This is a genomic window from Porticoccaceae bacterium LTM1, from assembly GCA_030252795.1.
Lineage (GTDB): Bacteria > Pseudomonadota > Gammaproteobacteria > Pseudomonadales > Porticoccaceae > SCSIO-12696.
In genome coordinates this window covers 706,034-732,492 of record CP127080.1, presented here as the reverse complement: position 1 = coordinate 732,492, position 26,459 = coordinate 706,034, and the positions used below count along the sequence as shown (strand labels likewise).

At 51.2% G+C, this 26,459-nt stretch carries 21 protein-coding genes, 1 tRNA gene and 1 pseudogene; 16 read left to right on the top strand and 7 right to left on the bottom strand.

The annotated features are described in order from the left end of the window. Positions 1 to 175: 175 nt before the first annotated feature. The 6 genes from QP938_03335 (at position 176) to QP938_03310 (ending at position 10,493) form a co-directional block, all read left to right on the top strand. On the top strand, positions 176 to 1,456 hold the full coding sequence (locus tag QP938_03335; GenBank protein WIO74950.1) for a YeaH/YhbH family protein: 1,281 nt from the start codon (positions 176 to 178) through the stop codon (positions 1,454 to 1,456). A 223-nt stretch (positions 1,457 to 1,679) separates the two neighbouring features. After that, positions 1,680 to 3,218, top strand: coding sequence for a SpoVR family protein (locus tag QP938_03330; protein WIO74949.1), 1,539 nt, complete (start codon positions 1,680 to 1,682; stop codon positions 3,216 to 3,218). A 227-nt stretch (positions 3,219 to 3,445) separates the two neighbouring features. Continuing rightward, the gene (locus tag QP938_03325; protein WIO74948.1) at positions 3,446 to 5,236 is read left to right on the top strand and encodes an FAD-dependent oxidoreductase; all 1,791 of its coding nucleotides are present in this window, start codon (positions 3,446 to 3,448) and stop codon (positions 5,234 to 5,236) included. A 193-nt stretch (positions 5,237 to 5,429) separates the two neighbouring features. Further along, positions 5,430 to 7,283 carry a 2-oxoacid:acceptor oxidoreductase subunit alpha gene (locus QP938_03320; protein WIO74947.1) on the top strand — a complete coding sequence of 618 codons (1,854 nt, stop codon included), beginning with the start codon at positions 5,430 to 5,432 and terminating at the stop codon, positions 7,281 to 7,283. Further along, positions 7,280 to 8,332, top strand: coding sequence for a 2-oxoacid:ferredoxin oxidoreductase subunit beta (locus tag QP938_03315; GenBank protein WIO74946.1), 1,053 nt, complete (start codon positions 7,280 to 7,282; stop codon positions 8,330 to 8,332). Before QP938_03320 ends, QP938_03315 begins: the two co-directional genes overlap by 4 nt. 241 nt (positions 8,333 to 8,573) lie before the next feature. Then, the gene (locus tag QP938_03310; GenBank protein WIO74945.1) at positions 8,574 to 10,493 is read left to right on the top strand and encodes a methyl-accepting chemotaxis protein; all 1,920 of its coding nucleotides are present in this window, start codon (positions 8,574 to 8,576) and stop codon (positions 10,491 to 10,493) included. Between the two features lie 58 nt (positions 10,494 to 10,551). Here QP938_03310 and rrtA read toward each other — a convergent pair whose 3' ends face one another. Together rrtA and rhlP are read right to left on the bottom strand one after the other, a co-directional pair. Beyond that, positions 10,552 to 11,163: a rhombosortase gene (gene rrtA / locus QP938_03305; protein WIO74944.1), complete on the bottom strand. Its 612-nt coding sequence runs from the start codon at positions 11,161 to 11,163 to the stop codon at positions 10,552 to 10,554. After that, a complete protein-coding gene (gene rhlP, locus QP938_03300) occupies positions 11,144 to 11,959 on the bottom strand; it encodes a rhombotarget lipoprotein (GenBank protein WIO74943.1) in 816 nt (271 codons plus the stop codon). The genes rrtA and rhlP overlap by 20 nt, the downstream gene beginning before the upstream one ends. Positions 11,960 to 12,074: 115 nt before the next feature. Between rhlP and QP938_03295 the strand changes: the two genes are divergently transcribed. The 4 genes from QP938_03295 to QP938_03280 all read left to right on the top strand — a co-directional run bounded on the left by QP938_03295 (position 12,075) and on the right by QP938_03280 (position 15,604). Beyond that, positions 12,075 to 13,310 (top strand): multifunctional CCA addition/repair protein, encoded by a 1,236-nt coding sequence (locus QP938_03295; protein WIO74942.1) that lies wholly within the window; start codon positions 12,075 to 12,077, stop codon positions 13,308 to 13,310. Then, a complete protein-coding gene (locus QP938_03290) occupies positions 13,294 to 14,040 on the top strand; it encodes a pteridine reductase (GenBank protein ID WIO74941.1) in 747 nt (248 codons plus the stop codon). Before QP938_03295 ends, QP938_03290 begins: the two co-directional genes overlap by 17 nt. 158 nt (positions 14,041 to 14,198) lie before the next feature. Next, on the top strand, positions 14,199 to 14,627 hold the full coding sequence (locus tag QP938_03285) for an Hsp20/alpha crystallin family protein (protein ID WIO74940.1): 429 nt from the start codon (positions 14,199 to 14,201) through the stop codon (positions 14,625 to 14,627). A gap of 221 nt (positions 14,628 to 14,848) precedes the next feature. After that, a complete protein-coding gene (locus QP938_03280; GenBank protein WIO74939.1) occupies positions 14,849 to 15,604 on the top strand; it encodes an SIMPL domain-containing protein in 756 nt (251 codons plus the stop codon). Positions 15,605 to 15,736: 132 nt separating this feature from the next. Here QP938_03280 and folK read toward each other — a convergent pair whose 3' ends face one another. The 3 genes from folK to tsaD form a co-directional block, all read right to left on the bottom strand. Next, positions 15,737 to 16,270: a 2-amino-4-hydroxy-6-hydroxymethyldihydropteridine diphosphokinase gene (gene folK / locus QP938_03275; protein ID WIO74938.1), complete on the bottom strand. Its 534-nt coding sequence runs from the start codon at positions 16,268 to 16,270 to the stop codon at positions 15,737 to 15,739. A gap of 2 nt (positions 16,271 to 16,272) precedes the next feature. Further along, positions 16,273 to 16,635, bottom strand: coding sequence for a dihydroneopterin aldolase (gene folB / locus QP938_03270; protein ID WIO74937.1), 363 nt, complete (start codon positions 16,633 to 16,635; stop codon positions 16,273 to 16,275). Between the two features lie 190 nt (positions 16,636 to 16,825). Next, positions 16,826 to 17,857: a tRNA (adenosine(37)-N6)-threonylcarbamoyltransferase complex transferase subunit TsaD gene (tsaD, locus tag QP938_03265; protein WIO74936.1), complete on the bottom strand. Its 1,032-nt coding sequence runs from the start codon at positions 17,855 to 17,857 to the stop codon at positions 16,826 to 16,828. Between the two features lie 276 nt (positions 17,858 to 18,133). On the opposite strand from tsaD, the gene rpsU reads away from it, so the two are divergent. The 6 genes from rpsU (at position 18,134) to QP938_03235 (ending at position 24,206) form a co-directional block, all read left to right on the top strand. After that, positions 18,134 to 18,349, top strand: a complete 216-nt coding sequence (rpsU, locus tag QP938_03260; GenBank protein ID WIO74935.1) for a 30S ribosomal protein S21 — start codon at positions 18,134 to 18,136, stop codon at positions 18,347 to 18,349. A 186-nt stretch (positions 18,350 to 18,535) separates the two neighbouring features. Further along, positions 18,536 to 18,985, top strand: coding sequence for a GatB/YqeY domain-containing protein (locus QP938_03255; protein ID WIO74934.1), 450 nt, complete (start codon positions 18,536 to 18,538; stop codon positions 18,983 to 18,985). Between the two features lie 121 nt (positions 18,986 to 19,106). Further along, on the top strand, positions 19,107 to 21,122 hold the full coding sequence (dnaG, locus tag QP938_03250; protein WIO74933.1) for a DNA primase: 2,016 nt from the start codon (positions 19,107 to 19,109) through the stop codon (positions 21,120 to 21,122). A gap of 104 nt (positions 21,123 to 21,226) precedes the next feature. Then, positions 21,227 to 23,038 carry an RNA polymerase sigma factor RpoD gene (gene rpoD / locus QP938_03245; protein ID WIO74932.1) on the top strand — a complete coding sequence of 604 codons (1,812 nt, stop codon included), beginning with the start codon at positions 21,227 to 21,229 and terminating at the stop codon, positions 23,036 to 23,038. 450 nt (positions 23,039 to 23,488) lie between these two features. Next, a tRNA-Ile gene (locus QP938_03240) sits at positions 23,489 to 23,565 on the top strand. A gap of 206 nt (positions 23,566 to 23,771) precedes the next feature. Then, positions 23,772 to 24,206 (top strand): hypothetical protein, encoded by a 435-nt coding sequence (locus QP938_03235; protein ID WIO74931.1) that lies wholly within the window; start codon positions 23,772 to 23,774, stop codon positions 24,204 to 24,206. Positions 24,207 to 24,301: 95 nt separating this feature from the next. Here QP938_03235 and QP938_03230 read toward each other — a convergent pair. Continuing rightward, positions 24,302 to 25,036 (bottom strand): annotated as a pseudogene (locus tag QP938_03230) (DUF481 domain-containing protein). A gap of 18 nt (positions 25,037 to 25,054) precedes the next feature. Further along, on the bottom strand, positions 25,055 to 26,437 hold the full coding sequence (locus QP938_03225) for a TlpA disulfide reductase family protein (GenBank protein ID WIO74930.1): 1,383 nt from the start codon (positions 26,435 to 26,437) through the stop codon (positions 25,055 to 25,057). Between the last annotated feature and the right edge of the window lie 22 nt (positions 26,438 to 26,459).

The following is a 26,459-nucleotide window of genomic DNA, read 5'->3' as shown; positions in this document are numbered from 1 at the left end:
TTAAGCCTAAACACCACGAAATCAATACAGAGTGAATTGCAATGTCTATAGATTGGTACATATTGACCGCTGCTGCGTCCGACGTCCGACGTCTGACGTCTGACGTCCGACCGGCCATTAATTCCAATAAGTTCGTCGCTCTCCCTCGCCACACCAAAAACCAAGCGAGGCTCCCATGACTAACTACTTCATCGACCGTAGAAAAAATGCCAAAAACAAAAGTGCTGTAAACCGGCAGCGCTTTTTGCGTCGACATCGTGCCCAGATAAAAGAAGCTGTAGCCGAACGACTGCGCAAACGCGGAATAACCGATATCGAAAGCGGCGAAAAAGTTGGTATCTCTACAAAAGAAATTACCGAGCCGGTATTTCAACACGGTACCGGCGGCACCTACACCCACGTCCTTCCCGGCAACAGGGAGTTCCAGGCCGGTGATAAAATCCCTCGTCCGCAAGGAGGAGCTGGTGGCGCAGGAGAAGGCAGCGCCAGTAACCAGGGTGAAGGTATGGATGAATTTGTCTTTGAAATCAGCCAGAAGGAGTTTCTGGATTTTCTCTTTGAAGATATGGCACTGCCCAACCTCACCAAGCGCCAGCTGGCTGGCAATGAAGAGTTCAAAAGGGTTCGCGCCGGATACAGTTCCCAGGGCACCCCCAACAACCTCGACATCTTGCGCTCAATGCGCGGAGCCAGTGCTCGACGCCTGGCAATGACGATGGGCAAGCGTCGGGAACTGAGAGAATTGCAGGAAGAACAGGCAGAGTTGATCTATAAAACTGACCCTGACTCACTATCGAGAATGGGCGAAATTGAAGCCCGTATCAGTGAACTGCAAAACTCCATTGCAGCAGTACCTTTCCTGGACGACTTCGACATTCAATATCGGCGTCACCGCAAGGAACCAATACCGACATCCAAGGCGGTTATGTTCTGCCTGATGGACGTTTCCGGATCCATGGATCAAAAAACCAAGGATCTCGCCAAACGCTTTTTCATCTTGCTGTATCTGTTTCTGGCTCGTAACTACGATAAAACCGACGTGGTCTTTATTCGCCATCACACCACTGCCAAGGAAGTGGATGAAGAAGAGTTTTTCTACTCACGTGAAACTGGCGGCACTGTAGTTTCCAGCGCACTCGACATGATGAAACAGATTATTGACGACCGCTATCCGGTCAGTGAATGGAATATATACGGTGCACAGGCATCCGATGGTGACAACTGGCCTGAGGATTGCGGCCGCTGCATACAAGTACTGGGACAATCCATTCTGCCGCTGGTGCAGTATTACTCATATATAGAAATCTCCAGCCGTGGTCCCAAACCTCTGTGGGAATCTTACCTGCACATCCAGCAGGATCACCCGGAGGCCTTTGCCATGCAACATATCACCGGGCCAGAGGATATTTATCCTGTATTCAGGGAACTGTTTGGGCGAGCCAAGAAGGTGGCGTGATGAATACTTGGGGTCGCACGTCGCACGTCAGACGTCGCACGCTAACTGCGAACCAAAGCTCAAAATTGCTATATGGGTTCATTATAGATTTTCACACTGCAACAGATCGCTACCCCCACATTGCAAATGGGCCTCTTGGTTTAAGCGTGCGACGTCCGACATGCGACGTGCGACCCCACCAAAAAAACCATCCAGCCTCACATCGGCACGGAGGTAAAAAATAATGACAACCCCCATCTCCACCGGCTCCGAATGGACCTTTGACCTGCTTCGGGAATATGACACTGCGATTGCCAGAATTGCCAAAAAATATCGTCTAGACACGTACCCCAACCAGATTGAAATCATCAGCTCTGAGCAGATGCTGGACGCCTACGCCTCATCTGGCATGCCGATCAATTATCACCACTGGTCTTTCGGCAAACATTTTATTCATATGGCCAACAATTACCGGCGCGGCCATATGGGGCTGGCCTATGAAATCGTAATTAACTCTAACCCCTGCATTGCTTATCTGATGGAAGAAAACTCCATGTGCATGCAGGCGCTGGTAATCGCCCATGCCAGTTACGGCCACAATTCATTTTTTAAAAATAATTACCTGTTCAAGACCTGGACAGATGCTGAATCCATCATCGACTACCTGCTATTTGCCCGGAATTTTATTGCCAAGTGCGAAGAACGCCATGGGATTGACGAGGTGGAACAACTGCTCGACTCCTGTCATGCACTAATGAATTACGGTGTAGACCGATACAAACGCCCCTACCCGATCTCCGTGGAGGAGGAACGGAATCGTCAATTGGAGCGAGAAGAGCATTTGCAGCGTCAGGTGAATGAGCTGTGGCAGACCATCCCTACCAAGGCCCGAGTTAAGAGGAATGAGAAGTACCCGCCGTTCCCTTCGGAGCCGCAGGAAAACATGCTCTACTTTATTGAAAAAAATGCTCCACTACTGGAGCCTTGGCAGCGCGAAGTGGTACGCATTGTTCGCAAAGTAGCCCAATACCTCTACCCACAAAGACAAACCAAAGTCATGAACGAGGGCTGGGCCTGTTTCTGGCACTTCACCATTCTGAACGAACTCTACGAGGAAGGCCTTGTGGACGATGGGTTTATGATGGAGTTTCTCCAGCACCATACCAATGTAATCTACCAACCACCCTACGACTCCCCCTATTACAACGGGATCAACCCTTATACACTTGGTTTTGCCATGATGCAGGACATTCGCCGTATCTGCGAAAACCCCACAGAAGAGGACCGCCAATGGTTCCCGGATATCGCCGACACTGACTGGGTCACCACCCTGCATTTCGCCATGGAAAATTTCAAGGATGAGAGCTTCATCCTGCAGTTCCTTTCACCCAAGGTTATTCGCGACCTTAAACTTTTCACGGTGATCGACAATAGCGAACTTGAGGAGTTACATATTGGCGCCATCCACGATGATCGGGGTTACCAGCAAATTCGCACCAACCTGGCATCCAGCTATAACCTGGGCAATCAGGAGCCCAACATCCAAATCACCAACGTGGATGTGCGCGGAGATCGATCGCTGACTCTCAGACATTACCAAAACCAGAACCGCCCTCTGGGCGAATCCACGCAGGATGTCTTACGGCACCTGCACCGCCTTTGGGGTTTTGATGTGAAGCTTGAGTCCGCACCGATGGATGCTGGTATTGAGAACTCAAATTATCAGAGCTACCACTATCCTCCGAAGGAGGAGTTGGAGCTGGGGCCAGTTAGCTCGAATTAAAACTTCCCAAAAGTAGAGGTTTCGACATCCATGACCGGCACAAAAAGACAGCCCCATTCTTCTGGAACAATCACATAGAAAAACGTGACTCATATAACCATTTATTGTCAGAAAAGTGTCATTAAAGGTTCACTATCCCCTAAAACCTCCCTACAATTGGGAATATGTTCACCCAACCCTTTTGGGGTAGGGGCTATTACCTGTAACCATAGCTGGAAGTTAGAGAGTTGAAACCAACCGACACGTCCAACCCAGAGTATTTTCATAAGGTCGTCGATTGTCAATACGCGTGCCCGGCCCACACTCCGGTACCGGAATACATTCGATTGATTGCCCAAGGTCGCTATAGCGATGCGTACATGCTGAACTGGGAGTCTAACGTATTCCCGGGTGTACTGGGCCGCACCTGTGACCGCCCCTGTGAGCCCGCTTGTCGCCGTGGCCGGGTGGAAGAAGAGCCGGTAGCGATTTGTCGCCTGAAGCGCGTTGCTGCCGACTTTAAAGACGACATTAAAGACCGCTTGCCAAAAATTGCCCCCAAGAACGGCAAACGAATTGCACTGATCGGTGCCGGCCCGGCCTCACTGACCGTTGCTCGCGATCTGGCACCATTGGGGTACGAACTGCACGTCTATGACCAGCAAAAATCCGGTGGCGGCTTTATGCGCAGCCAGATTCCGTCATTTCGTCTGCCGGAAAGTGTGCTGAATGAAGAAGTGGATTACATCCTCGACATGGGTGTGGTTACTCATTTCAACACCTATGTCAGCAGCCTGAAAGAAATTCTCGACAAAAAATACGACGCCGTATTTGTTGGCTCCGGCGCTCCACGTGGTCGCGACCTGCCAAAACTGCCGGGCCGTAAAGAGGGTGACGCCAATATCCACATTGGTATCGAATGGCTGGCCAACGTTGCCTTTGAGCACACCCAAAAAGTCGGCAAAAAAGTGCTGGTACTGGGTGGCGGCAACACCGCCATGGACTGCTGCCGCACCGCCCGCCGCCTCGGTGGCGAAGATGTAAAAGTGATTGTGCGCAGCCCCGCCAGTGAGATGAAGGCTTCTCCCTGGGAGATTGAAGACGCCCAGCACGAAGACATTCCGTTTATTGATTGCCACGTACCACTGGAGTTCGTTACTGAAGACGGCAAACTGGTGGGTATGCGCTTTGAAAAAGTCAAAGCGGTTTACGATGACAGTGGCAGACGCAAACTTGAGCCCACCGGCGAAGAACCGGTATTTTTCCCGTGTGATGATGTGCTCATGGCCATCGGCCAGGAAAACGCCTTCCCGTGGATCGAGCGCGATATCGGCATCAAATTTGGCGACTGGGACATGCCGGTGGTGGACAAAGTCACCTTCCAGTCCAGCAACCCGAAAGTATTCTTTGGTGGCGACGCCGCCTTTGGCCCGCAAAACGTAATTACTGCCGTGGCTCACGGCCATCAGGCAGCAGTGTCCATCGACCTGCACTGTCACGGTCAGTCGGTTCGCAATCGCCTGGCACCGGGTACCAACCTGATCAGCCAGAAAATGGGCATCCACGAGTGGAGCTACGACAACCAGGTGGAAGACGACCAACGTCAGATCGTTCCCCTGGCCGACAAAGCCTGCTCACTGCGCGATCGCAAAATGGAAGTGGAACTGGGCTTTGACCTGCAAACAGCCCTGGCTGAGGCCGAACGCTGCCTGAACTGCGACGTGCAAACTGTCTTTATTGAAAACCGCTGTATTGAGTGCGATGCCTGTACCGACATCTGCCCTACTTCCTGCATCAACTTTACCCAAAATGGTGATGAACAGGATCTGCGCGGCCGACTGAATGCCCCAGCTAACAACACCGAACAGGCGCTGATGATCTCTGATTCACTGAAAACCGAACGGGTAATGGTGAAAGACGAAAACGTCTGCCTGCACTGTGGCTTATGCGCCGAGCGCTGCCCAACCGGTGCATGGGATATGCAGAAGTTTACCTACAACGTTACCAAGGCCGGGCAAGTTGCTGGAGGTTCGCAGTGACTGTTCAAGTGGTCGCACGTCAGACGTCGCACGTCGCACGCTGCTACGGTGGTACACATATCACCCAGAAATTACTCCCCTCTGTGCTAGCTGCTGACCGCAGAAACCATTCAATGCCCGAAACCGCTTTTAGCGTGCGACGTCCGATGTGCGACGTGCGACCGCTCACAAACAACCATCAGAATTACAGCTCATGACCAAGCCCAAGATATCCGCAATAAACGATTTCGTAATTCGCTTTGCCAATGTCAATGGCACCGGCTCGGCCAGTGCCAACGGTATGTTTGCCAAAGCACTGTTTCGCATGGGACTGCCGATCAGCCCGAAGAACGTGTTTCCGTCCAACATCCAGGGCTTGCCGACCTGGTACGAAGTCCGCGTTAGTGAAAAAGGCTACCTCGGTCGCCGTGGCGGCGTCGATATTATGGTGGGCGTCAACCCGCAGAGCCTGAAGCAGGACATCGACTCCCTGGAACCGGGTGGCTACTTTATTTACGACAACACCAAGCCACTGGACATTCGAGTTCAGCGTGATGACATTCACTACATCGGCTTGCCGCTGACAGCGATTTGCCTGCGTGAATACAACGATCCACGCAAACGTCAGCTGTTCAAGAACATTATTTATGTGGGTGCACTGGCTGCACTGCTGGATATCGAGTTCAGCGTATTGACCGGCCTGGTAGGCGACCAGTTCAAAGGCAAGGAAAAACTGATTGCTCCCAACATCCATGCACTGGAACTGGGTCATCAGTACGCCAAAGAAAACTTCGAGTGTCCACTGGGTATTCGTGTTGAACGTCGCGACCTCACTGATAACAAAATCCTCATGGAGGGTAATGACGCACTCGGTCTTGGTGCTGTCTACGGCGGTGCTACTGTTGCAGCCTGGTATCCGATCACCCCGTCCACCTCTGCTGTGGAGTCGTATGAAAAATACGCCAAGCGTCTGCGCATTGACCCAGGTAGCGGCGACAACAAATTTGCCATTGTTCAGGCAGAGGACGAGCTGGCCGCCATCGGTATGGTTATCGGAGCAAGCTGGAATGGTGCACGCTCTTTCACCGCCACTTCCGGTCCCGGCGTTTCACTGATGTCAGAGTTTCTCGGTCTGGCCTACTTCGCCGAAGTACCTGCAGTATTGTTTGATATCCAGCGCGCTGGCCCATCTACCGGTATGCCGACCCGCACCCAGCAATCCGACGTTATTTCCGCAGCGTACGCCTCGCACGGTGATACCAAGCAGGTGCTGCTGTTCCCGGCAACACCAAAAGAGTGTTTCGAGATGAGCGCCCAGAGTTTTGACCTGGCGGAGCATCTGCAAACCCCGATCATTATTCTCAGCGACCTCGACCTTGGCATGAACGACAATATGTCCGACCCCCTGGAGTGGGATGACAGTCGTGTTTACGACCGCGGTAAAGTACTCAATCGCGATCAACTCGACAGCTCCGAAAAACCTGTTGGCCGCTACCGCGATATTGATGATGACGGCGTTTGCTACCGCACCTACCCGGGCACTCACCCCACCAAGGGTGCTTTCTTTACTCGCGGTACCTCTCGCGATGAAGATGCCATCTACACCGAACGTCCAGAGCACTATGTACACAACATGAAGCGCCTGCAGAAGAAATGGCAGACCGCGAAGAAATACGTTCCAGGCCCAGAGATTTACGGCGAACAGAAATCCGATATCGGCATACTGTTCTTTGGCACCAGTGCCGATGCTTCTTTGGAAGCACGCGATATGCTTGCCGCCGAAGGCCTGCCCCTGGATGCCCTGCGTGTTCGCGCTTTCCCGTTCAACCATGAAATTGAGCAATTTATTGCCAATCACGAGCAAGTGTTTGTGATTGAACAAAACCGCGACGGCCAATTGCGCTCACTGCTAATCAACGAGTGTGAAATTAATCCGGGCAAACTGACACCTGTGCTGCATTACGATGGGATGCCCATCTCGGCGCGGGACATTGCCGCCGCCATACGCGCTGCACTGAAAATCGATAACGTCTCTCCGATTCGCTCCAACCAGGAGGTGAAAGCATGACTTACCGCAGACCCAATTTTCGCCACCCGGAGCAACCGACCAACGCACTGGGCTACACCAAGCGCCAGTATGAAGGCTCTCTGTCTACACTGTGTGCCGGCTGTGGTCACGACTCCATCAGTGCCGCCATCGTGCAGTCCTGCTACGAGATGTCGATAGAGCCACATCGCGTTGCCAAAATTTCCGGCATCGGCTGCTCCTCCAAAACGCCGACCTACTTCCTGGGTAACTCGCACGGATTTAACTCCGTACACGGCCGTATGCCATCGGTTGCCACCGGTGCCAACGTTGCCAACCGCGAGCTGATCTATATTGGGGTATCTGGCGACGGCGACACCGCTTCTATTGGTTTTGGCCAGTTCGCCCACGTAGTGCGCCGCAACCTGAATATGCTCTATATCGTTGAGAACAACGGTTGTTACGGCCTTACCAAAGGTCAGGACTCTGCAACCGCCGATGTCGGCTCTGCCAGCAAGAAAGGCGTACCCAACCCGTTCGACCCGATCGATCTTTGCTCAATGGCACTGCAACTTGGCGCCACTTTTGTGGCTCGTAGCTTTTCCGGCGACAAGCAGCAATTGGTTCCACTGATCAAAGCGGCCATAGCGCACAATGGTTTCGCATTTATTGATGTGATTTCACCCTGCGTGACCTTCAACAACACCCCCAACTCCACCAAGAGTTACGACTTTGTGCGCGAGCATGTTAAAGAGGCCGGTGTTGTGGACTTTGTACCAATGGAAGAGGAGATCACGACCAGCTATGCGGCCGGCGCTACTCAGGAACTGACGATGCACGACGGCTCGGTGATTCATCTTTCCAAGGCGGACAAAGACCTCAATGTGTTCGACCGCAACGCAGCCCTGAACGCCATCCAGGAGTTCAAGGCACGGGATGAGATTCTCACCGGACTGCTGTACATGGACAAACACAGTATGGAGTTCCACGAGACAATTGGTACAGTGAAACGTCCGCTGCGCGATCTCAACGAGACAGAGTTGTGTCCAGGCTCCAACGTTCTGGCTGCTATTAACTCAAGCCTGAGATAAGCGTTTCAACTCCTCCCAAAATACCCGCCAAACCAGGCGGGTATTTTTTTGCCCCAAAAAACCTAAAGTTCTGGTGACAGTGTCCGATATAAGAGCGACCCATAAGATTACTCGCAAAAACTGCCGTAAATAATTGCTTTATCTGGCGGCAATCTAACCGAAACATTTCGGTGGAATACTTACCCGTTTTTTGAATAGCAATTGTGCAAGCAATCCAATTCTGACGAGAGTTACCCATATCATGTCGCTTTTTCGAAACCTCAAAATCACGCAAAAGATGACCGCCATTGCCGCCCTGTTAATTGTTGGCTTGCTAATGATTGCCACGGTCTACTATTTCAGTGACTACTTACGCCAACAGAGCAACGAGAGCAGTGCTGACAAAAACAAGTTGATTGAAGTCACCCGCGAAATCGAAGTTGCCAGCAACAAAACCATGCAGCTTGAGGGTCAATTTCTACTCAAAAATGACACCGCCTATGTAGACGCTCACAAAGCTGCAATGGAGAAGCTTTATACAGCCATTCGCTCCCTGAGCCACCTCGCAGAGAGCGAACAGGAGCGTCAACTCGCTACCGACATTAAAAACAGCATCGACATGTACCAACTCTCTTTTGACATGGTGGCAAACCGCAAAGTCCGGTTGGGTCTGGATGAAAACTCGGGACTGCTGGGCGAGCTTCGCGATTCGGTTCACGCTGTAGAGAAAAGTCTGGAAAAAGTGGATGACGCGGAGCTAATGGTTAAGATGCTCATGATGCGCCGTCACGAAAAAGACTACCTTGCACGCATTGACGACAAATACATTGATCGCATGGCCAAGCGCAAAGGCGAGTTTGAACAACTGCTCAAGCAGGCCAATATCAAACCCGCCACCAAGGCTACCATTCGCGAGAACATGAACAATTACCACACCGCGTTTATTGCCATGACCAACGGTATGAAGGCAGTGCAGCGCGAACTGGCCAGCATGGAACAGTCCTTCGCGCAGGTCACCCCGATTCTCGACAACATGCGCAACGTGACCATCGAACTGAAAGCACAATTGACTGAAGAAGCCGCCAGCACCGCAAAAATGATCGGCCTGCTGTTCTACGGCGCACTGGTAATTTTAGCCGTGGTACTGACCTCACTGATGTTGATTGCGGCGCGCACCATTATCAAGCCGGTTGAAGCCATGCGGGTCGCCGCAGAAGATCTCCGTGCCGGTGATGGCGACCTCACCAAGCGCATTCCGGATTTTGGCAAAGATGAACTGGGCGATACATCCCGCGCCATCAATGGCTTTTTGGATCGCATCCAGAACGTCATCAATGAAGTAAAAGACAGCAGCACCACTCTTGTGGCTGCTTCCAACGAGGTCAGTCAGACCGCATTTAATCTCTCTGGCGCTGCCAGCCAGCAGGCCTCCTCTGTGGAGCAAACCTCCGCCGCACTGGAGCAGATGAGCAGCTCCATCGAGCAGAATGCCGAACACGCCCGCACCACCGAAGACATAGCCACCCAAGCCGCCCGCGATGCTCACGAAGGCGGGGAAGCGGTTGCAGAAACAGTACGCACAATGCAAATCATCGCCGAGAAAATCGGCGTGATTGACGACATTGCCTACAAGACCAACCTGCTGGCTCTCAACGCCGCTATCGAAGCCGCGCGTGCCGGAGAGCACGGCAAAGGCTTCGCCGTAGTCGCTTCGGAAGTGCAAAAGCTGGCCGACCGCAGCCGCGTCGCCGCCCAGGAAATTGGCGAAGTAGCCAAAACCAGTACCAAGGTGGCTGGCAATGCAGGCCGATTGCTGGAGAGCATCATTCCTGGAATCAACAAAACCGCCGACCTGGTTCAGGACATCAGCTGCTCATCCAACGAACAGTCAACCGGCGTTCACCAGATCAGCGAAATGATGAACAGCATCGACCAGGTTACCCAGCAAAACGCCAGTGCCTCGGAAGAGCTGAACGCCACCGCCAGCCAGATAACCGAGCGCATGGAGCAACTCAACACAATTGTCGGCTTCTTCAAAACCACGGAAGAGGAAGTGGCTCAAGCTCTTGAGAAGGCACAGCAACAGGCACTTGAGGAAGAACAATCCAGCGATGCTGAAGACTACATCGATCAGCTGGATGCGATGGAAGCAAAACCGGAAAAACAGAAAGTCGCTGTTTGATTTCTGTGAGGTATCGCAGACTCAACATCTGCGATACCTCTATTGAGTAACATGAGTCTCAGGGACTGTCGACACTAATTGGAATAGAAACCCTGCGACAAACCCACAAGCCGAAAAAATAAATCACCGCCGCAATTAAGCCAGCTGCATGAGCCGCTGGCACTGAATCAACCCCCTCAGGCAAAAATGGACTGCGAGCTGACTCCAGAAACAGCTCCAAGCCTATTTTTATGATCAGCGATGACAGTAGCAGCCAGCCCACCAGTACAGTATGCGGTAATCGAACCAGGCAGACGGCAAGCCAGCCAACCAGTGCACTGACCACACCCGACAACCCACCATAAACCTGCAACTTTGACTGAAAAAACCACAACATCGCAGTGATCACTACCATCGATAACAGCACTACCCAGCCAAAATGATGGTCACCCAGTCGATAGCAAAATAGCAAAGCCACACAAAATACAGCTACATTGGCCCACAAATGCATATCGCTAAAATGCGCCAAATGGCCCGTAACCAGCCGGTACCATTGACCGTCACCAATCAGCTCCCGATCAAACAGCAACCACCCTTCCAGCCCGAGCAGCCAGCAAATCAAAGATCCAGCTAAAACACAGAGCCCTATATAGAGCTGCTTGCGTCCGTATTTATTGGCTGCGCTTGGCACGAATCCCTGCAACTCCAATTATTAGCAGCAGAGCTATCCAACCGAGATCCATACTGCCACCGCCAGAATAGCCGGAGCGGTATTCCACCTTCACATCTTCTGGTTGCTGCTTGATTCGCTCACGGAACTCAGAAAGCTCTTTATCCAGACTAAGGATCATATCTTTACTGGCAATGTCAAAGCCCTCGCCACTATCCAGTCGTTGTTGTTCAGACAGGTTCACCAGTGTCGAACTGCTTTTTACCTGACTTACTCCCGGCGCGCGAAATAACAGGCTTCGACTGTTTATGTCGTAAACCACTGTGTCCATCAGGGTATGAGTACTGTTCTTTTCACCTGGAACCACATAAGCACCGACGATGGTCCAATAAGTCAGGCTGGCAAACCCTTCATCTGTAAATTGATGCTGGTCGTAAGAAACAAGTGCAATCAAGTCGATCCCAAATAAACGCCGAAGTTGATCGAGGTTCTCAAAGCCGCCACCGGGTCTAATATAAGCAGACGGTATCTCCTCAATTCGATCTACAAACTTGTACTCGGAAAAATGCTCAGACACCTGTTTCAATATCTGGTTTTTACTTTGCTCGGTTAAACCATTGTGTCGATTGCCCGGGACAAAGGCGATGCCGACTCGGGTGGGAACTTTTAATGTCGGTATTGAAGGCTCGATGAGTGGTGCGTTTTTATCAGGGTACAGATAGTCCACCAGGCTGGCGCTTTGATATTTTTGCTGCCCGATAATTCCACAACCAGACAGCATCACAATCAACAAAGAAATACATCCTGCTCTTATCATTTTACCTACCTCTCCTTAGCGATTTAGCAAAATATGGCGAGATCATTTTCAGTTGTCAAAACATTTTGTGGACTACGGGTTTCGCCTTTCAACAACTGCTCGTAGAATAACAACCATGAAAATCTACCTGGTAGGCGGCGCGGTTCGCGATAAATTATTGGGCTACCCCTTTCACGAAAGGGACTGGGTGGTTGTTGGCGGCACGCCGGAAGAGCTACTGGAACAAGGCTTTAAACCGGTCGGCAATGACTTTCCTGTATTTCTGCATCCGAAAACCGGTGAAGAATATGCCCTGGCTCGTACCGAGCGAAAAACGGCCCCCGGCTATACCGGTTTTCATTTCCACGCAGCTCCCGACGTCACACTGGAAGACGATCTGGAGCGTCGCGACCTGACCATCAATGCCATTGCAGAAGACGAAAACGGCAACCTGGTGGACCCTTATAACGGCAAGCGGGATATCGACAATAAAATCCTGCGGCACGTCTCCGACGCTTTTGCTGAAGACCCACTGCGGGTATTGCGGGTGGCTCGTTTTGCCGCCCGTTACCACCATTTAGGGTTTACCGTCGCCCCTGAGACTCTGGCCTTGATGCAACAGCTGTCAGCAGGCAATGAACTTCAGGCCCTCACCGCTGAGCGAATATGGAAAGAGACCGAGCGTGCATTGGGCGAACGCTCGCCACACATTTACATTCAGGTACTTCGCGACTGCGGCGCCCTGCCGGTAATTTTCCCGGAAGTGGACGCCCTGTTTGGCGTGCCACAGCGCGCCGATTACCACCCCGAAGTGGATACCGGTATTCATACCTTGATGAGTCTTCAGCAGGCCGCCAAACTGACAGATGACACCGCAATTCGCTTTGCGGTACTGGTACACGATCTCGGCAAGGCAACTACCCCCAGCGATGTCCTGCCTCGCCATATAGACCATGAGTCCCGCGGCGTACCACTGGTGGAAGCACTCTGTGATCGCATAAAAGTGCCTAATCGTCATCGAGAACTGGCGGTAAAAGTGACGAACTATCACCTGTTGTGCCACAAAGCACTCTTGTTGCGCCCCGCCACCCTGTTAAAACTGGCAAAAAACCTCGACGCTTTCCGCCGTCCGGATTTGGTCAGGGACTTTGTGCTGTGCTGCGAAGCGGATGCCCGCGGTAGAACCGGTCTTGAGGATCGGGCGTACCCAAGCGGCAAATGGCTGCACGAGTTATTCCAAAAGATTGGCACCATCAGTGCCGCCGAATTTATTGAACAAGGCCTTCAAGGTGCCGCCATTGGCGAAGCACTTGATCAACGCCGTCTGGAGATGATCGCAACCGCCAAGGAGCAGCATGAATCCTCAAACTGATTCACCCGTGGCGCTGATTACCGGTGCAGCACGTCGTATTGGCGCATGCATTGCAGAAACCCTGCATCGTGATGGTTACAACCTGATTCTTCATTATCGGGGATCAGCCAGTGAAGCAAATGCTCTGGCGAAAAAGTTAAATGCGGTACGGACCAATTCCGTGGCGACATTGCAGGCGGATCTCACCGATATTTCCTCTGTTCAACAACTGGCTGATGCCAGCAAAAATCAATGGCAGCGACTCGACCTGCTGGTGAACAACGCCTCAAGCTTCTACCCTACGCCTCTTCGCGAAGCGAATCTCGAACAGTGGGACAACCTGATTGGCAGCAACTTAAAAGGCCCCTTTTTCCTCTGCCAGGCGCTGGCCGAACCACTTCGCGAACATCGCGGATGCATCATTAATATTGCAGATATTCATGGCGATCAGCCGTTGGCTGAACACTCAATTTACTGTATTGCCAAAGCTGGCAACCGCATGATGACCAAAACTCTTGCAAAGGAACTGGCTCCAGATGTTCGTGTGAATGGCATTGCTCCCGGCGCCATTATGTGGCCAGAAAATGCTGCCGAATTAACCGAGCAGCAAAAACAAAAAATCCTCGCTAAAGTGCCATTAAACCGACCCGGCTCGCCGGAAGATATCGCTCAAGCCGTCCGATTTCTGGCTCGCTCTGCCAGCTATATAACAGGCCAGGTCATTTCCGTGGATGGTGGGCGAAGCTGCTAAAAGTTCCCTTCAATTACGTCAAAATCAACTGCGTTTGATCGAGATCAAACACACAAATCTGGTCACTTTTCACCCCCTTGAAATTGCTTTAATCACACCTATTTATTTAGTGCAAAGCAATGAATCGTTATGTCTTCGACCTAACAGGAGGTGTAATTATGACATTGGTTCCTAGAGACGACTTTTTCGATCTGGACAAGTTTTTTGAGCACTTTTGGTCGCCATCGCGCCGCCAGACCGATCAGTCAAACACGTTCTTTTCACCGCGCGTAGACGTTCATGAACAGGACGACCACTACGAAATCAGCGCTGAATTACCGGGCGTAAAAAAAGAAGATATTCACATCACTCTGGAGCAAGGCATCCTCACTCTGGAAGCCGAAACCTCCCAGGAGGAAAAAGAGGAAGACAAAGGTCGCGTCATTCGCAGCGAAAGACGTTACGGTAAGTTTATGCGCACCTTTAACCTCGGCGAGGGCATCCATGAAGAGGATATCAGTGCCACTTTTGAAAATGGCGTCTTGAAACTGACAGCTCCCAAACGGAAAGAGCCAACACCAGTTCAGCGTCGAATTGAAGTTCAGTAAAAGTTGCTGATTTACTAATCGTTCGCGGCTGAAGTCGCCCTTACAGATAAGACTGTTGCAGGAGCGGTTTCAGCCGCGGTCCCCTATTTACCTGTAGGGTGTGCCGCGCACACCACCGATCTTGTCCACTGAGTTCTTTCTTCACCGCTGCTACGCTTGGAAACTGTCACTATTCGAGGTAATGTCACCTCACTAATAGTCACTGCCAAACGGAGCTTGCCATGAAAATAATTACCTCACTATTTCTGATCATCTGCACCATAAACAGCTACGCCACCGAAATGCGTGGCACACCGGAAGAACTCAAAAACCACTTTTATCCGGAAACCCCCAAGATTACTCTCTATGGTAATGCTGATCGAACTGTTGAATCAGACATTGCGAAGATCGCGATAATAATTCGCACAGAAGCAAAGAAAATGGAGCAAGCACTTACCGAAAATACCGAAATTCGCCAAAAAGTAATCACCACACTCTCTCAGGCAGGAATACCCCAGAAAGACATTCAAACAGACAACTTCTCTACTTCCCCTGAATTTGGCATCTTTTCCAGCCGGCCATCCAGCTTTTCGAGCATCAATACAATTAAAGTATCGGTCACCACCTCCTCTCAATTTGAAGCCGTAGCGTTACTTGTGGATATCCACCCTGAAATATCACTGGGTAAAATCGAGTACGAGCTGAGCAATAAGGCCGAGATTAAGCGTCAACTATTAGCCGAGGCGCTTGCAGACGTCATGAGCAAAAAAGCCATCTACGAAAAAGAGCTCGGCATCATATTAAAAGTTGTAGGAATTAACAGCTATAACGATTCACATCGAGCAAGAAGATATGATGAAGTGGAAGAAATTGTTCTTACAGGCAGCCGAATGCTGGGCTCAGAGTCCTCTAAAACTCGTCATGACGAGCCATTAAAGTTTGGCGAAATGACTTTCTATGCAAACAGTGCAATCTTCTTTGAGATTCTGGATAAATAGCGCTCTTTATATCATTAATGCTCTAAAACAAGTCGCAACTGAAGCCGCCTCCAGAGGTACAAATATTGCGGGCGCGGCTTCTGCCACCAACTGTCGTAGGGTGCGCCGTGCGCAGCATCAACCCAACTTAAATTATCCCAAGCATCTGGAAATCAGCTCGCCACACCACTCAAAGTCCACCGGCCAGAGCTTCTGTTTGTTTTTATCGTATTCATTCCACAGCTGCTGGTAGGTCTTTTTCTCCACCGGATGGCTTAATTCCGGCGCAATCTCCGCCAATGGCTGCAATACAAATGCGTTGTACAAAATCTCGGCCCTTGGCAGTGCTACGCCATCGATATCCCCTACCTGCTGGTCGTAAGTGAGGATATCTACATCAAGAGTTCGCGAACTGAATTTCGCACCACTGCGGCAGCGACCATGGCTGTACTCCAGATCACGCAGACTCTCAAACAGTGCGCCAACCGAAAGGTCTGTGTGAATACCAACCACCAGGTTGTAAAAGGGATCGCCCTCAAAACCGACCGCTTCACTCTCGTAAACAGAAGAGATAACCAGCTCACCAAAATGCCCAGCCAACTGATCCAGTACTGATTGAATATTGCGTTGGCGGTCGATATTGCTACCAATACTCAAAAATACCAACGCTTTTTCATCCGCCGACATGATTACAGCCCCTGGCGACTGCCGCGTTCAATAATCAGGCCTACATCACGAGCACCGCGCACCGCGCCCGGCTTGCTCAATCGCAGCTTCAGCCAGGGCACATCAAATTCGGTCATTACAATATTGGCGATCTGCTCGGCCATGGTTTCAACCAGTAAAAATTCACTGCCTTCCACAAAAGCAATCAGGCGCTTGGACACTGCCTTGTAATTGAGCGCGTATTGAATATCGTCGGTAGCCGCCGCCTTGCGAATATCCGACGCCATCTCCAGGTCCAGACTCACTGTCTGGCGCACCTCACGCTCCCAATCGTAGATGCCGATAATGGTGTCGATGCGCAAATCGCGAATGTAAACAATATCCATGGGATTCCTTGATTTTGGGTCGCATGTCTGACGTCGCACGTCGCACGCTAAAACCACAGTTAACTCAGCCAGAGCTCCGTCCCGCAACTCGCTGCTACTGGCACGGATCTCTTATAAATAAATTATCTATCTACCGGGTGCTTGGTCCAAGCGTGCGACGTTAGACGTGCGACGTGCGACCAACCACCACTCAATCAATCGCCGACAATGTATCCAACGGCCAACGCGGCATGGTATTTACCGCCAAACCGTCACTTTGCCCGGCCGCCAGACGCTGGCAGCCGGCATAGGCAATCATCGCACCGTTATCGGTACAAAACTCATGACGTGCGTAAAACACCTTGCCGCCAATTTTGGCGAGTGAGCTTTCCAGTTTTTCCCGCAGTCGCACATTGGCGGAAACCCCGCCGGCAATAACCAGGGTTTTATGGCCGGTCTGCTCCAGCGCACGGCGGCATTTAATGGCAAGGGTATCCACAACAGCCTCCTGAAAGGCACAGGCGATATCCGCCATGGTCTGCTCATCCGGCAGCACATCGTCGCCCTTGTGGCTGGCAATGGTGTTGAGGGTATAGGTTTTTAGCCCGGAGAAACTGAATTCCAGTCCGGGGCGATCCGTCATCGGCCGAGGGAATTTAAAACGCTTTGGGTCGCCGCGCTCGGCCAGCTTGGCTATCTGCGGGCCGCCCGGATAGTCCAGGTCGAGCATTTTCGCAGCCTTATCAAATGCCTCGCCCGCCGCATCGTCCACCGATTCTCCCAACAGTTCGTACTCGCCGATTCCGAGCACATCCACCAACTGGGTATGCCCACCTGAAACCAGCAGTGCCACAAAAGGAAACTTTGGCGGCTCCGCCTCCAGCATGGGTGCCAGCAGGTGGCCTTCCATATGGTGCACCCCAATGGCAGGAATACCCCAGGCGTAAGCCAGTGAGCGGCCCACACAGGCACCCACCATCAGCGCTCCAATCAACCCGGGACCAGAGGTATAGGCAATACCGTCTATATCCCCCTGGGCACAGTCGGCATCGGCCAATACTTCGCGAATCAGTGGCAGAATCTTACGTACATGATCACGGGAGGCCAGCTCGGGCACTACACCACCATATTCAGCATGCACCTCAATCTGGCTGTACAGTCGATGTGCCAGCAGCCCTTTGACACTGTCATAGACCGCCACACCGGTTTCGTCACAAGAGGTTTCTATGCCTAAAACGCGCATGATCTGGGGGACACCTCGGTAATTTGGGGGAAAAATGAGGATGATAAAGGGCAGTCGCAGGCAAAACCAGCGCAAATGAGCCACAATTTAACTATAGAAAGGTGTGAACAGCAGTAATTCCACACTCATTCAGACAGGAAATTGTAACAGCAAGAAAGGCTTTGCAATGACCGAGGGTTGTGTTTAGAATACGCGCCCTCTAATACCAGTGCACCCAAAGTGGCCATTGAGCCGGTAGGTGCGAAAAAGATTACTGATACAACAGGATACGTTTACATGCCATCAGTTCGCGTTAAAGAAAACGAGCCCTTTGACATCGCCCTGCGTCGCTTCAAGCGCTCTTGTGAAAAAGCCGGCATCCTCGCCGAGGTTCGTCGTCGTGAGTTCTTCGAAAAGCCAACTTGGGCTCGCAAGCGTAAAGCTGCAGCCGCTGTTAAGCGTCACGCCAAGAAGGTTCAGCGCGAAAACCGCAAATTCGTTCGCATGTACTAATACCGCTTCGCGGTCATAGTACAAGCAACATCCAGCATTACCCTGCTGTTGTATCCTGAGCGCCTGTGCGTATGCACTGGCGCTTTTTGCGTTTGCGTAAAAAATGCCGGGGCACACCACTGACAGGGCTCACCCGTTAAAGGTAAACTGCTTCTTTTTAGGTTGAGACAAATAAGGCAACGCAACATGAGCGAATCCCTGAAAGACCAAATCAAAGCCGCCATGAAAGATGCCATGCGCAACAAAGAAAAAGAGCGCCTGGGCACCATTCGCATGATTCAGGCCGAAATCAAACGCATTGAAGTGGATGAGCGCATCGAACTGGATGACGCCCGCACCCTGGCTGTGCTGGACAAAATGACCAAACAGCGCCGCGACTCGCTTTCCCAGTATGAAGAAGCCGGCCGCGAAGACCTGGCCGCGGTAGAACGACTGGAGCTGGAAATCATCAGCGAGTTCCTGCCCACCGCCCTGACCGACGCCGAACTGGACCAGATCGTCAGCGACGCCGTTTCCAGCACTGGCGCGAGCGGTATGGCCGATATGGGCAAAGTGATGGGCCTGGTTAAACCGCAAGTGCAAGGTCGCGCCGACATGGGCGCTGTGAGCAAACTGGTTAAGGATAAGCTGGGCTAACACCCACCCGTCATCCTGAGTATAGCGAAGGATCTCTGAACAACCCCTGAGTGAGAGATCCTTCGCTACGCTCAGGATGGCAACAAGCTTATTAAGCACTTCAAAAGACAAAAACAGGCATATGGCCGGAAAAATACCGCAGCACTTTATTGATGACCTGCTGGATCGCGTCGATATCGTCGACGTGATCAGCGCTCGTGTGCAGCTGAAAAAGACCGGTAAAAACTACAGTGCCTGCTGCCCGTTCCACGACGAAAAAACACCGTCCTTTACCGTAAGCCCGGAAAAACAGTTCTATTACTGCTTTGGCTGCCAGGCCAGTGGCAATGCGGTCGGTTTCGTGATGGATTTCGACCGATTCTCGTTTCCCGAGGCAGTCGAACAACTGGCCCGGGACATGGGCATGGAAGTGCCCCGCGAAGAGACCACACCATTTGAGGACGAGCGCGCCCGCTACAAAAAGCGCCTGTTCAATACCCTCAACGAAGCGGATGAGTACTTCCAGCAACAACTGCGAAAACACCCCGCCGCCAGCAACGCAATCGACTACCTGAAAGGCCGCGGCCTGACCGGCCAGATATCGCGCATATTTGGTATCGGCTATGCCCCACCCGGATGGGACAACCTACTCAACACCCTCGGCACCGACAGTGAATCGGTACGCCTGCAGGTGGATGCCGGCCTGCTGATTGAAAAACCGGAAGAGAACAAACGTTACGACCGGTTCCGCAATCGCATCATATTCCCCATTCGCGATACCCGCGGGCGCACCATCGCCTTTGGCGGCCGGGTTCTGGGGGACGACAAGCCGAAATACCTGAACTCACCGGAGACTCCGGTTTTCCACAAAGGCCGCGAGCTGTATGGTCTGTATGAGGCCACCCAGAGTGGCAGCGAACTAAAACAGGTCGTGGTTGTAGAAGGCTACATGGACGTGGTGGCGCTGGCCCAGCACGGCATAGACAATGCCGTCGCCACCCTTGGCACCGCCATAACCGCCCCCCATTTGGAAAAACTGTTCCGCTACACCCCGGAAGTGGTGTTCTGCTTTGACGGCGACAACGCCGGTCGCCAGGCTGCCCATCGCGCCCTGGAAAATTGCCTGCCCATGATGGAGGACGGCCGCTCCGCCAAATTCCTGTTCCTGCCGGAAGGCGAAGACCCGGATAGCCTGGTGCGTAAAAGCGGCACCGAACGTTTTCGCGACCGTCTCGCTGAAGCGGCGCCGCTCTCCAAATTCCTGTTCGACACCGCTGGCGAGGGAATCGACACCGACACCCCCGACGGCAAGGCGCGCCTGGTAAAACTGGCCACACCCTACATTCAGCGCATACCGCGCAACGTGTTCCGCTCGCTGCTCACCAACCAGCTAGCCAAACTCACCGGCATGGACGGTGATAAGCTCGACACCCTGATTGGCGACAAAGTCGAACCTACACCAGCCAAACCTGAGCAGCAGCAATACCAACACCAGGATCAACACCAACAGCAAGCAGCTGAAGGTATCCCGCCGGCTCCAGACTGGACCGAAGAACCACCCGAGTATTACCCGGACCAATCCCAGAGCCCGAGCGAACCATCAAGACACTCTCTGCCGCCTCGCAAGCCAGAAAAGCGCCCTCCGCTGCCACAGCCCGAGCGCCGCATCCAGATGAGTCCGGAACGCACACTGGTTGCGATCTTGCTCAACAATCTGGATTTTGCCCAACAGATCGAGATTCCACCCGGCTTTAACACCCTTGATAGCAAGGAGATACAGCTTTTTGAAGAGCTGGTCACACTCCTCAAGGAAGAGCCCACGCTGTGCATCAACCAGATAATTGCTCGCAAATTTGCCGTAAACGACACCGAAAACGGCCGCACGATGGCCGCCATAGCCGCCAGCGAGACCATGCACCCTCCCGGCGAGACCGAGCGTGACAACTGGCGTGAGTTTCATGACGCCTTGCGCATAATTGAGCGCCAGGCCTTTGCCAACCTGTCAATTCCCGAACAGATTGCTACACTGATTCAGAAAGAACAAATTGACGAGTTCGATGTCAAAGCGGCTATGCGGATACTACCGCTGGCCCTGAAGAGTGACTTAGATACTGAAATCAAAGAAAAGCTGAACCAGATAATAAGGAGAAGGCGCTAGATGCGGATTAAATGCACGTCAGACCTTGCATTTAGCGCGACAAGCCTCCATTAATTCATGTATAATCCCCCGCTATTTTTCGCCTCACTTGACTACGAGCAGAAATGACCGACGCTAGCCAACAACAATCGCGCATTAAAGAGTTGATCGCCAAAGGCCGTGAGCAGGGCTACCTGACTTACGCTGAAGTAAACGACCACCTCCCGCAAGATATCTCGGACCCAGATCAGGTTGAAGACATCATCCAGATGATCAACGACATGGGTATCAACGTGTTCGAGACCGCCCCGGACGCCGATCAATTGCTGATGGCCAGTGGCGACAACACCACCGACGAGATAGCCGCTGCCGAAGCAGCTGCCGCCCTCGCCGCAGTGGAAACCGAACAGCACAGAACCACCGACCCGGTTCGCATGTACATGCGTGAGATGGGCTCCGTGGAACTGTTGACCCGCGAAGGCGAAATCGAAATCGCCAAGCGCATCGAAGACGGTACCCGCGATATGCTGGCTGCCCTCTCCGAGTGGCCCGGTATCGTTGAAGGCCTGCTGGCCGAATACGACCTGATCGAAACCGAAGAGCGCAAGCTTACCGACATCATCAACGGCTACCTTGATCCGGTAGACCACGTTCCTTCTGCACTGAGCAAAAGCAGCAACGACGATGACGATAATGATTCCGGTGATGATGACGAGGATACCGGCGGCCTGGATCCTGAAGAGGCACGCCAGCGTTTCGACGCCCTGCGTACCCAGTTCGACAAAACCAAACGCTCGTTGTCTCGCAATGGCCGCGATAGCACAGCTGCCCAGAAGAGCATGGAAGAACTGGGTGAAGTATTTAAGTTCTTCAAGCTCACTCCACGCCAGCTCGATCCGATGCTCAGCATCGCCCGCGACAGCCTGGAACAACTGCGTAAAAATGAACGCGAAATCATGGCCCTGTGCATTCGCCACAGCAAGATGCCTCGCGGTGAATTCATTAAGACTTTCCCGGGTAACGAGACCAACGAAAAGTGGGTCAAGAGCATCCTGAAAGGTAAGCCCGATTACGCAGAAAAAATGGCCCTGGTTGAAGACGATATCATTCGTCTGCAGCGTAAGATCCTGCAACTGTCTGAACAACAGGGCCTGACCGCACTCGAAATCAAAGACATCAACCGTCGCATGTCTATTGGCGAAGCGAAAATGCGCCGCGCCAAGAAAGAGATGGTTGAAGCCAACTTGCGTCTGGTGATCTCCATCGCCAAGAAGTACACCAACCGCGGTCTGCAATTCCTCGACCTGATTCAGGAAGGCAACATCGGCCTGATGAAAGCGGTAGACAAGTTTGAATACCGTCGCGGTTACAAGTTCTCGACCTACGCCACCTGGTGGATTCGTCAGGCGATTACCCGCTCAATCGCCGACCAGGCGCGCACCATCCGTATTCCGGTGCACATGATCGAGACGATCAACAAGCTCAACCGCATCTCTCGCCAAATGCTGCAGGAGATGGGACGCGAGGCCACTCCGGAAGAGCTGGCTGAAAAGATGGAAATGCCGGAAGACAAGATCCGCAAAGTCCTGAAGATCGCCAAAGAGCCGATCTCCATGGAAACCCCAATCGGTGACGACGAAGATTCCCACCTGGGTGACTTCATCGAGGATACAAACATCCACTCGCCGATTGACTCAGCCACTCGCGAGAGCCTGAATGAGTCCACCAAAGAAGTACTTAACGGCCTTACTGCACGTGAAGCCAAAGTACTGCGTATGCGCTTCGGTATCGACATGAACACTGACCACACCCTTGAGGAAGTGGGCAAACAGTTCGACGTTACCCGTGAGCGTATCCGTCAGATCGAAGCCAAGGCACTGCGCAAACTGCGCCACCCAAGCCGCTCAGAGCACCTGAGAAGCTTCCTGGACGAGTAAACGCCGACCAAATAAAAAAGCCCCGCATTTGCGGGGCTTTTTTATATCCTCTGTCCCTGTAGGAGCGGCTTCAGCCGCGAAAAAAGACGCGACACACACTACCAACCGTAGTAGCCTGCATGAAGTGAACGCACAATGCGGGACACAAACCGCCCCAATTCCCGTCTTTGCGAGGAAGCGAAGCGACCGAAGCAATCCAGCGTCTTTCAACCCAACCCGCTTATTCCCCTCTTCACCACTCCCGATCGACCTTTGCGTCATCTCCGAGAATGCGGGATCAAGTATTGAGCGCCGATAGGTGACAATCCACAACAAACCCCAAACAAATCAATGATTTCGGTTGACCCCAACCACAGCAAAGTTATAATTCTTGCTCCCAAATCGCGGCTCTGTCACCCTGAAAGAGCATAGCGACCGAAAGACCTCCGGCACACCGGAAGACTTCTCAAAGGGCCTATAGCTCAGTTGGTTAGAGCAGTCGACTCATAATCGATTGGTCGCAGGTTCAAGTCCTGCTGGGCCCACCATATTCCTTGCAAAAACCCCTCACCTATCAAGCACCACATGAGCAAAAAGAGCAGGCACTGACTGCTTTAAATGCACAAACAGCTCCTAATAAGAAGGGTAGCAACTTCAACTAAAATAATGGTTATCAGACACCCATTAATGTGGCAAAAAAGAACATGGCCGTACAAGTGTACGTTTTATTTCAAAAGGATAGGGAGCAACTACCATGATCCACACCCTCTCTTCAGCTGACACAGAATTCAAGAAAGAAGTTGAATCCTGCACATTCCCAATTCCGAATTTTGATCACCGTGCACATCTGCGGTTGGCATATATCTATCTTGTTGAGAATGATACCGAGAAGGCCACGCAGGCAATGCGGAGCGCTTTGCTGGGACTATTGAAGAAGGCAGGCATCGATCCATCCGGCAAGTTTCATGAAACATTAACAAGGGCTTGGGTATTGGCAGTTAAGTATTTCATGAACCACACTGGAAATTCAGAATCGGCCGATGAGTTTATTGACAAAAACCCCAGAATGCTGGATTCGAAAATTATGTTATCCCATTATTCGGCAGAGGTGATTTTTTCAGATAAGGCTCGCAAAGAATTTGTCGAGCCAAACCTTGAGCCAATTCCTACGAATAATCAGGGCACCTAAAACAACATCTAGCAGGATAATTGTACGTACGTAAACTTTACTGGCTTCCATTTACGCCGCGACAGATTAACACCTTAAAGCTTACAACCAAGCAATTACGTAAACTTATATATCACAGAAAGCGCCATCAGGTCATCTGAGCTTTCTCGCCCTTCCGGTACTGCTGAGTTATTTTTAATTCTGTAATTTATCCTCAAGCCTACCTTCTCATTAATGGAAAAACGAATTTAGGAATCAGATTCAGTAACAGTATTGATCGGCCCAGACTCGACTCTTAATTCTGAGACCAAATGAATTCCTTCATCCAGCCTGTATTTACATACGGATGATCCTCGGCAAACCATTTCCTCCGATACAGAACCATCCTTACCTGAAACACTACGACGGTATCCCACTCCTGACTCAATACGAAACTCTATGTCATCATGGGTGAACATTCTCCAGCCAACACCTGAAGAGAGCGACCCCTGCTCTTGAAAGGGTCCAAAGCGATCTTCTTCATGACGCATATTGGCAAAAGAGTAGATTTTTTTAGAGAAGTTGTAGCCCAGTTGAATGGAGCCCCATATATTTTGTTTGTTCTTACGCCCCTCTGCCTCCCTGACCACTGCAGAGAGCTTATAAGCTTGCTCCCAAGCTTGATTCTTTCTGGTCAACGTCAGGTTTCCAGTGAGTGTTTCAGCGTTGGAGTTTCCCGACGTGCGACTGAAGCCCAGAGCCCCTTCCCCTTTCCAGGAGGGGGCCTTAGGCTCCAGAGAGTCAAACTCATTTGCGGCCGTATTAAAAACAGCTGAAAATCCGATAACAAATATCCATTTTGATAACTTCACCGGACCCCCAAGTGTTATTTATTGTGATAAAAGCCCTTCCAATTTTAGCTTCAACTCTGCATCAGATGGTCTTGGAGCGTCCAAATCTACAATATTTCCACCTTTGTCTAGAATCATGAACCTTGGTATACCGGAGATATCATAGAGTTTAGCCATCTTTGACCACGACTCTTCATCAGCAATCAATTGGATACCAGTCAGCTCTTCTTCTTCCACGAATTCAAGCCATTCCTCCCGGTCTTTATCTGAAGAGATGCTGACAAAGGCTATATCCCGACCATGAAACTCCTCTTCCAACTCCTGAAGATAAGGAATCTGGGCTTTACAAGGGCCACACCAGGTTGCCCACAAATCTATGTAAACAATCTTCCCCTTCAGGGAAGGCAGAGTAACATTCTCTCCACCAAAGCTTTCAAAGTTGAAGTTAAACCATGGACTACCAACTTTGGCCAGATAGGATTTATCCAATGAGAGCAGGAGATCCTGACTCGCATCAGAAATCATATATTTTCTGATAGGATCCACCATCTGAAAATACGCATCTTCACTTGGCTTTCTATTTAGAAAAGACTTTAGCCTTTCTTGCAAGTATGACTCTTTAAGTTCATCGGCCCCTACTGATTGCAAAGGACCAGAGAGCCTTTCACCAAGTTTGGGCAAACCGGATTTCAAAGCCTCCCTGTTAAAATATTGCATCATTAAGTCAACCGCATTATCGATTTTAAGATAATCTATATTTTTAAACTTATCTTCAGCAACCCAATCTTCATATTGGCTTGGATACTGCTCGGATGTTGGATGAGTACTTCTTGGCAGATTAACGAACTTATAGGAGGCCCACTCAAGATCCGTTTCAGCTGACAGCTTCATCAACCTATTAAAATAGCCATCACTTGTTGATAATGATTTAACAAAGCTATGCAATGTAGGAATAGCCTCTTCCTTCAAAAACGGAAAGTAATCTTTATATGTGACCCTAACTCCCGGCCTCGTATAAGGTATTAGCTTATTATAAAAAACATTCCACTCCTGCACCTTTTCATTTAAAGCTACATTATCCCCAGACAACTTATAACCATCTTCATAGAGATCGATTGCCAACTTAGTTCTTTTATTAAAATACAACCTAACCAGCTGATTCTGCCATTTACCGGAATAATCAATCCGATAGAAGCCTGGCTCATCTATCGGCACAATAAATGCAAAACGACCCTTTTCATCCACGGAAGAAGTCGCTACAACCTTCAACTTACCATTCTCTGCCTTTTGCAAAGAGATCACATCCCCATCAGTTTCAAACAACAAATTGCCTGTAACAGTCGCAAAATAAGACTGACTATCCGACGAAAGTGAAACAGTTGAAAAACAAAGTGCAAAAATAGCTATAAATACATTCTTCACAACATTCTCCCTACAATTAAAC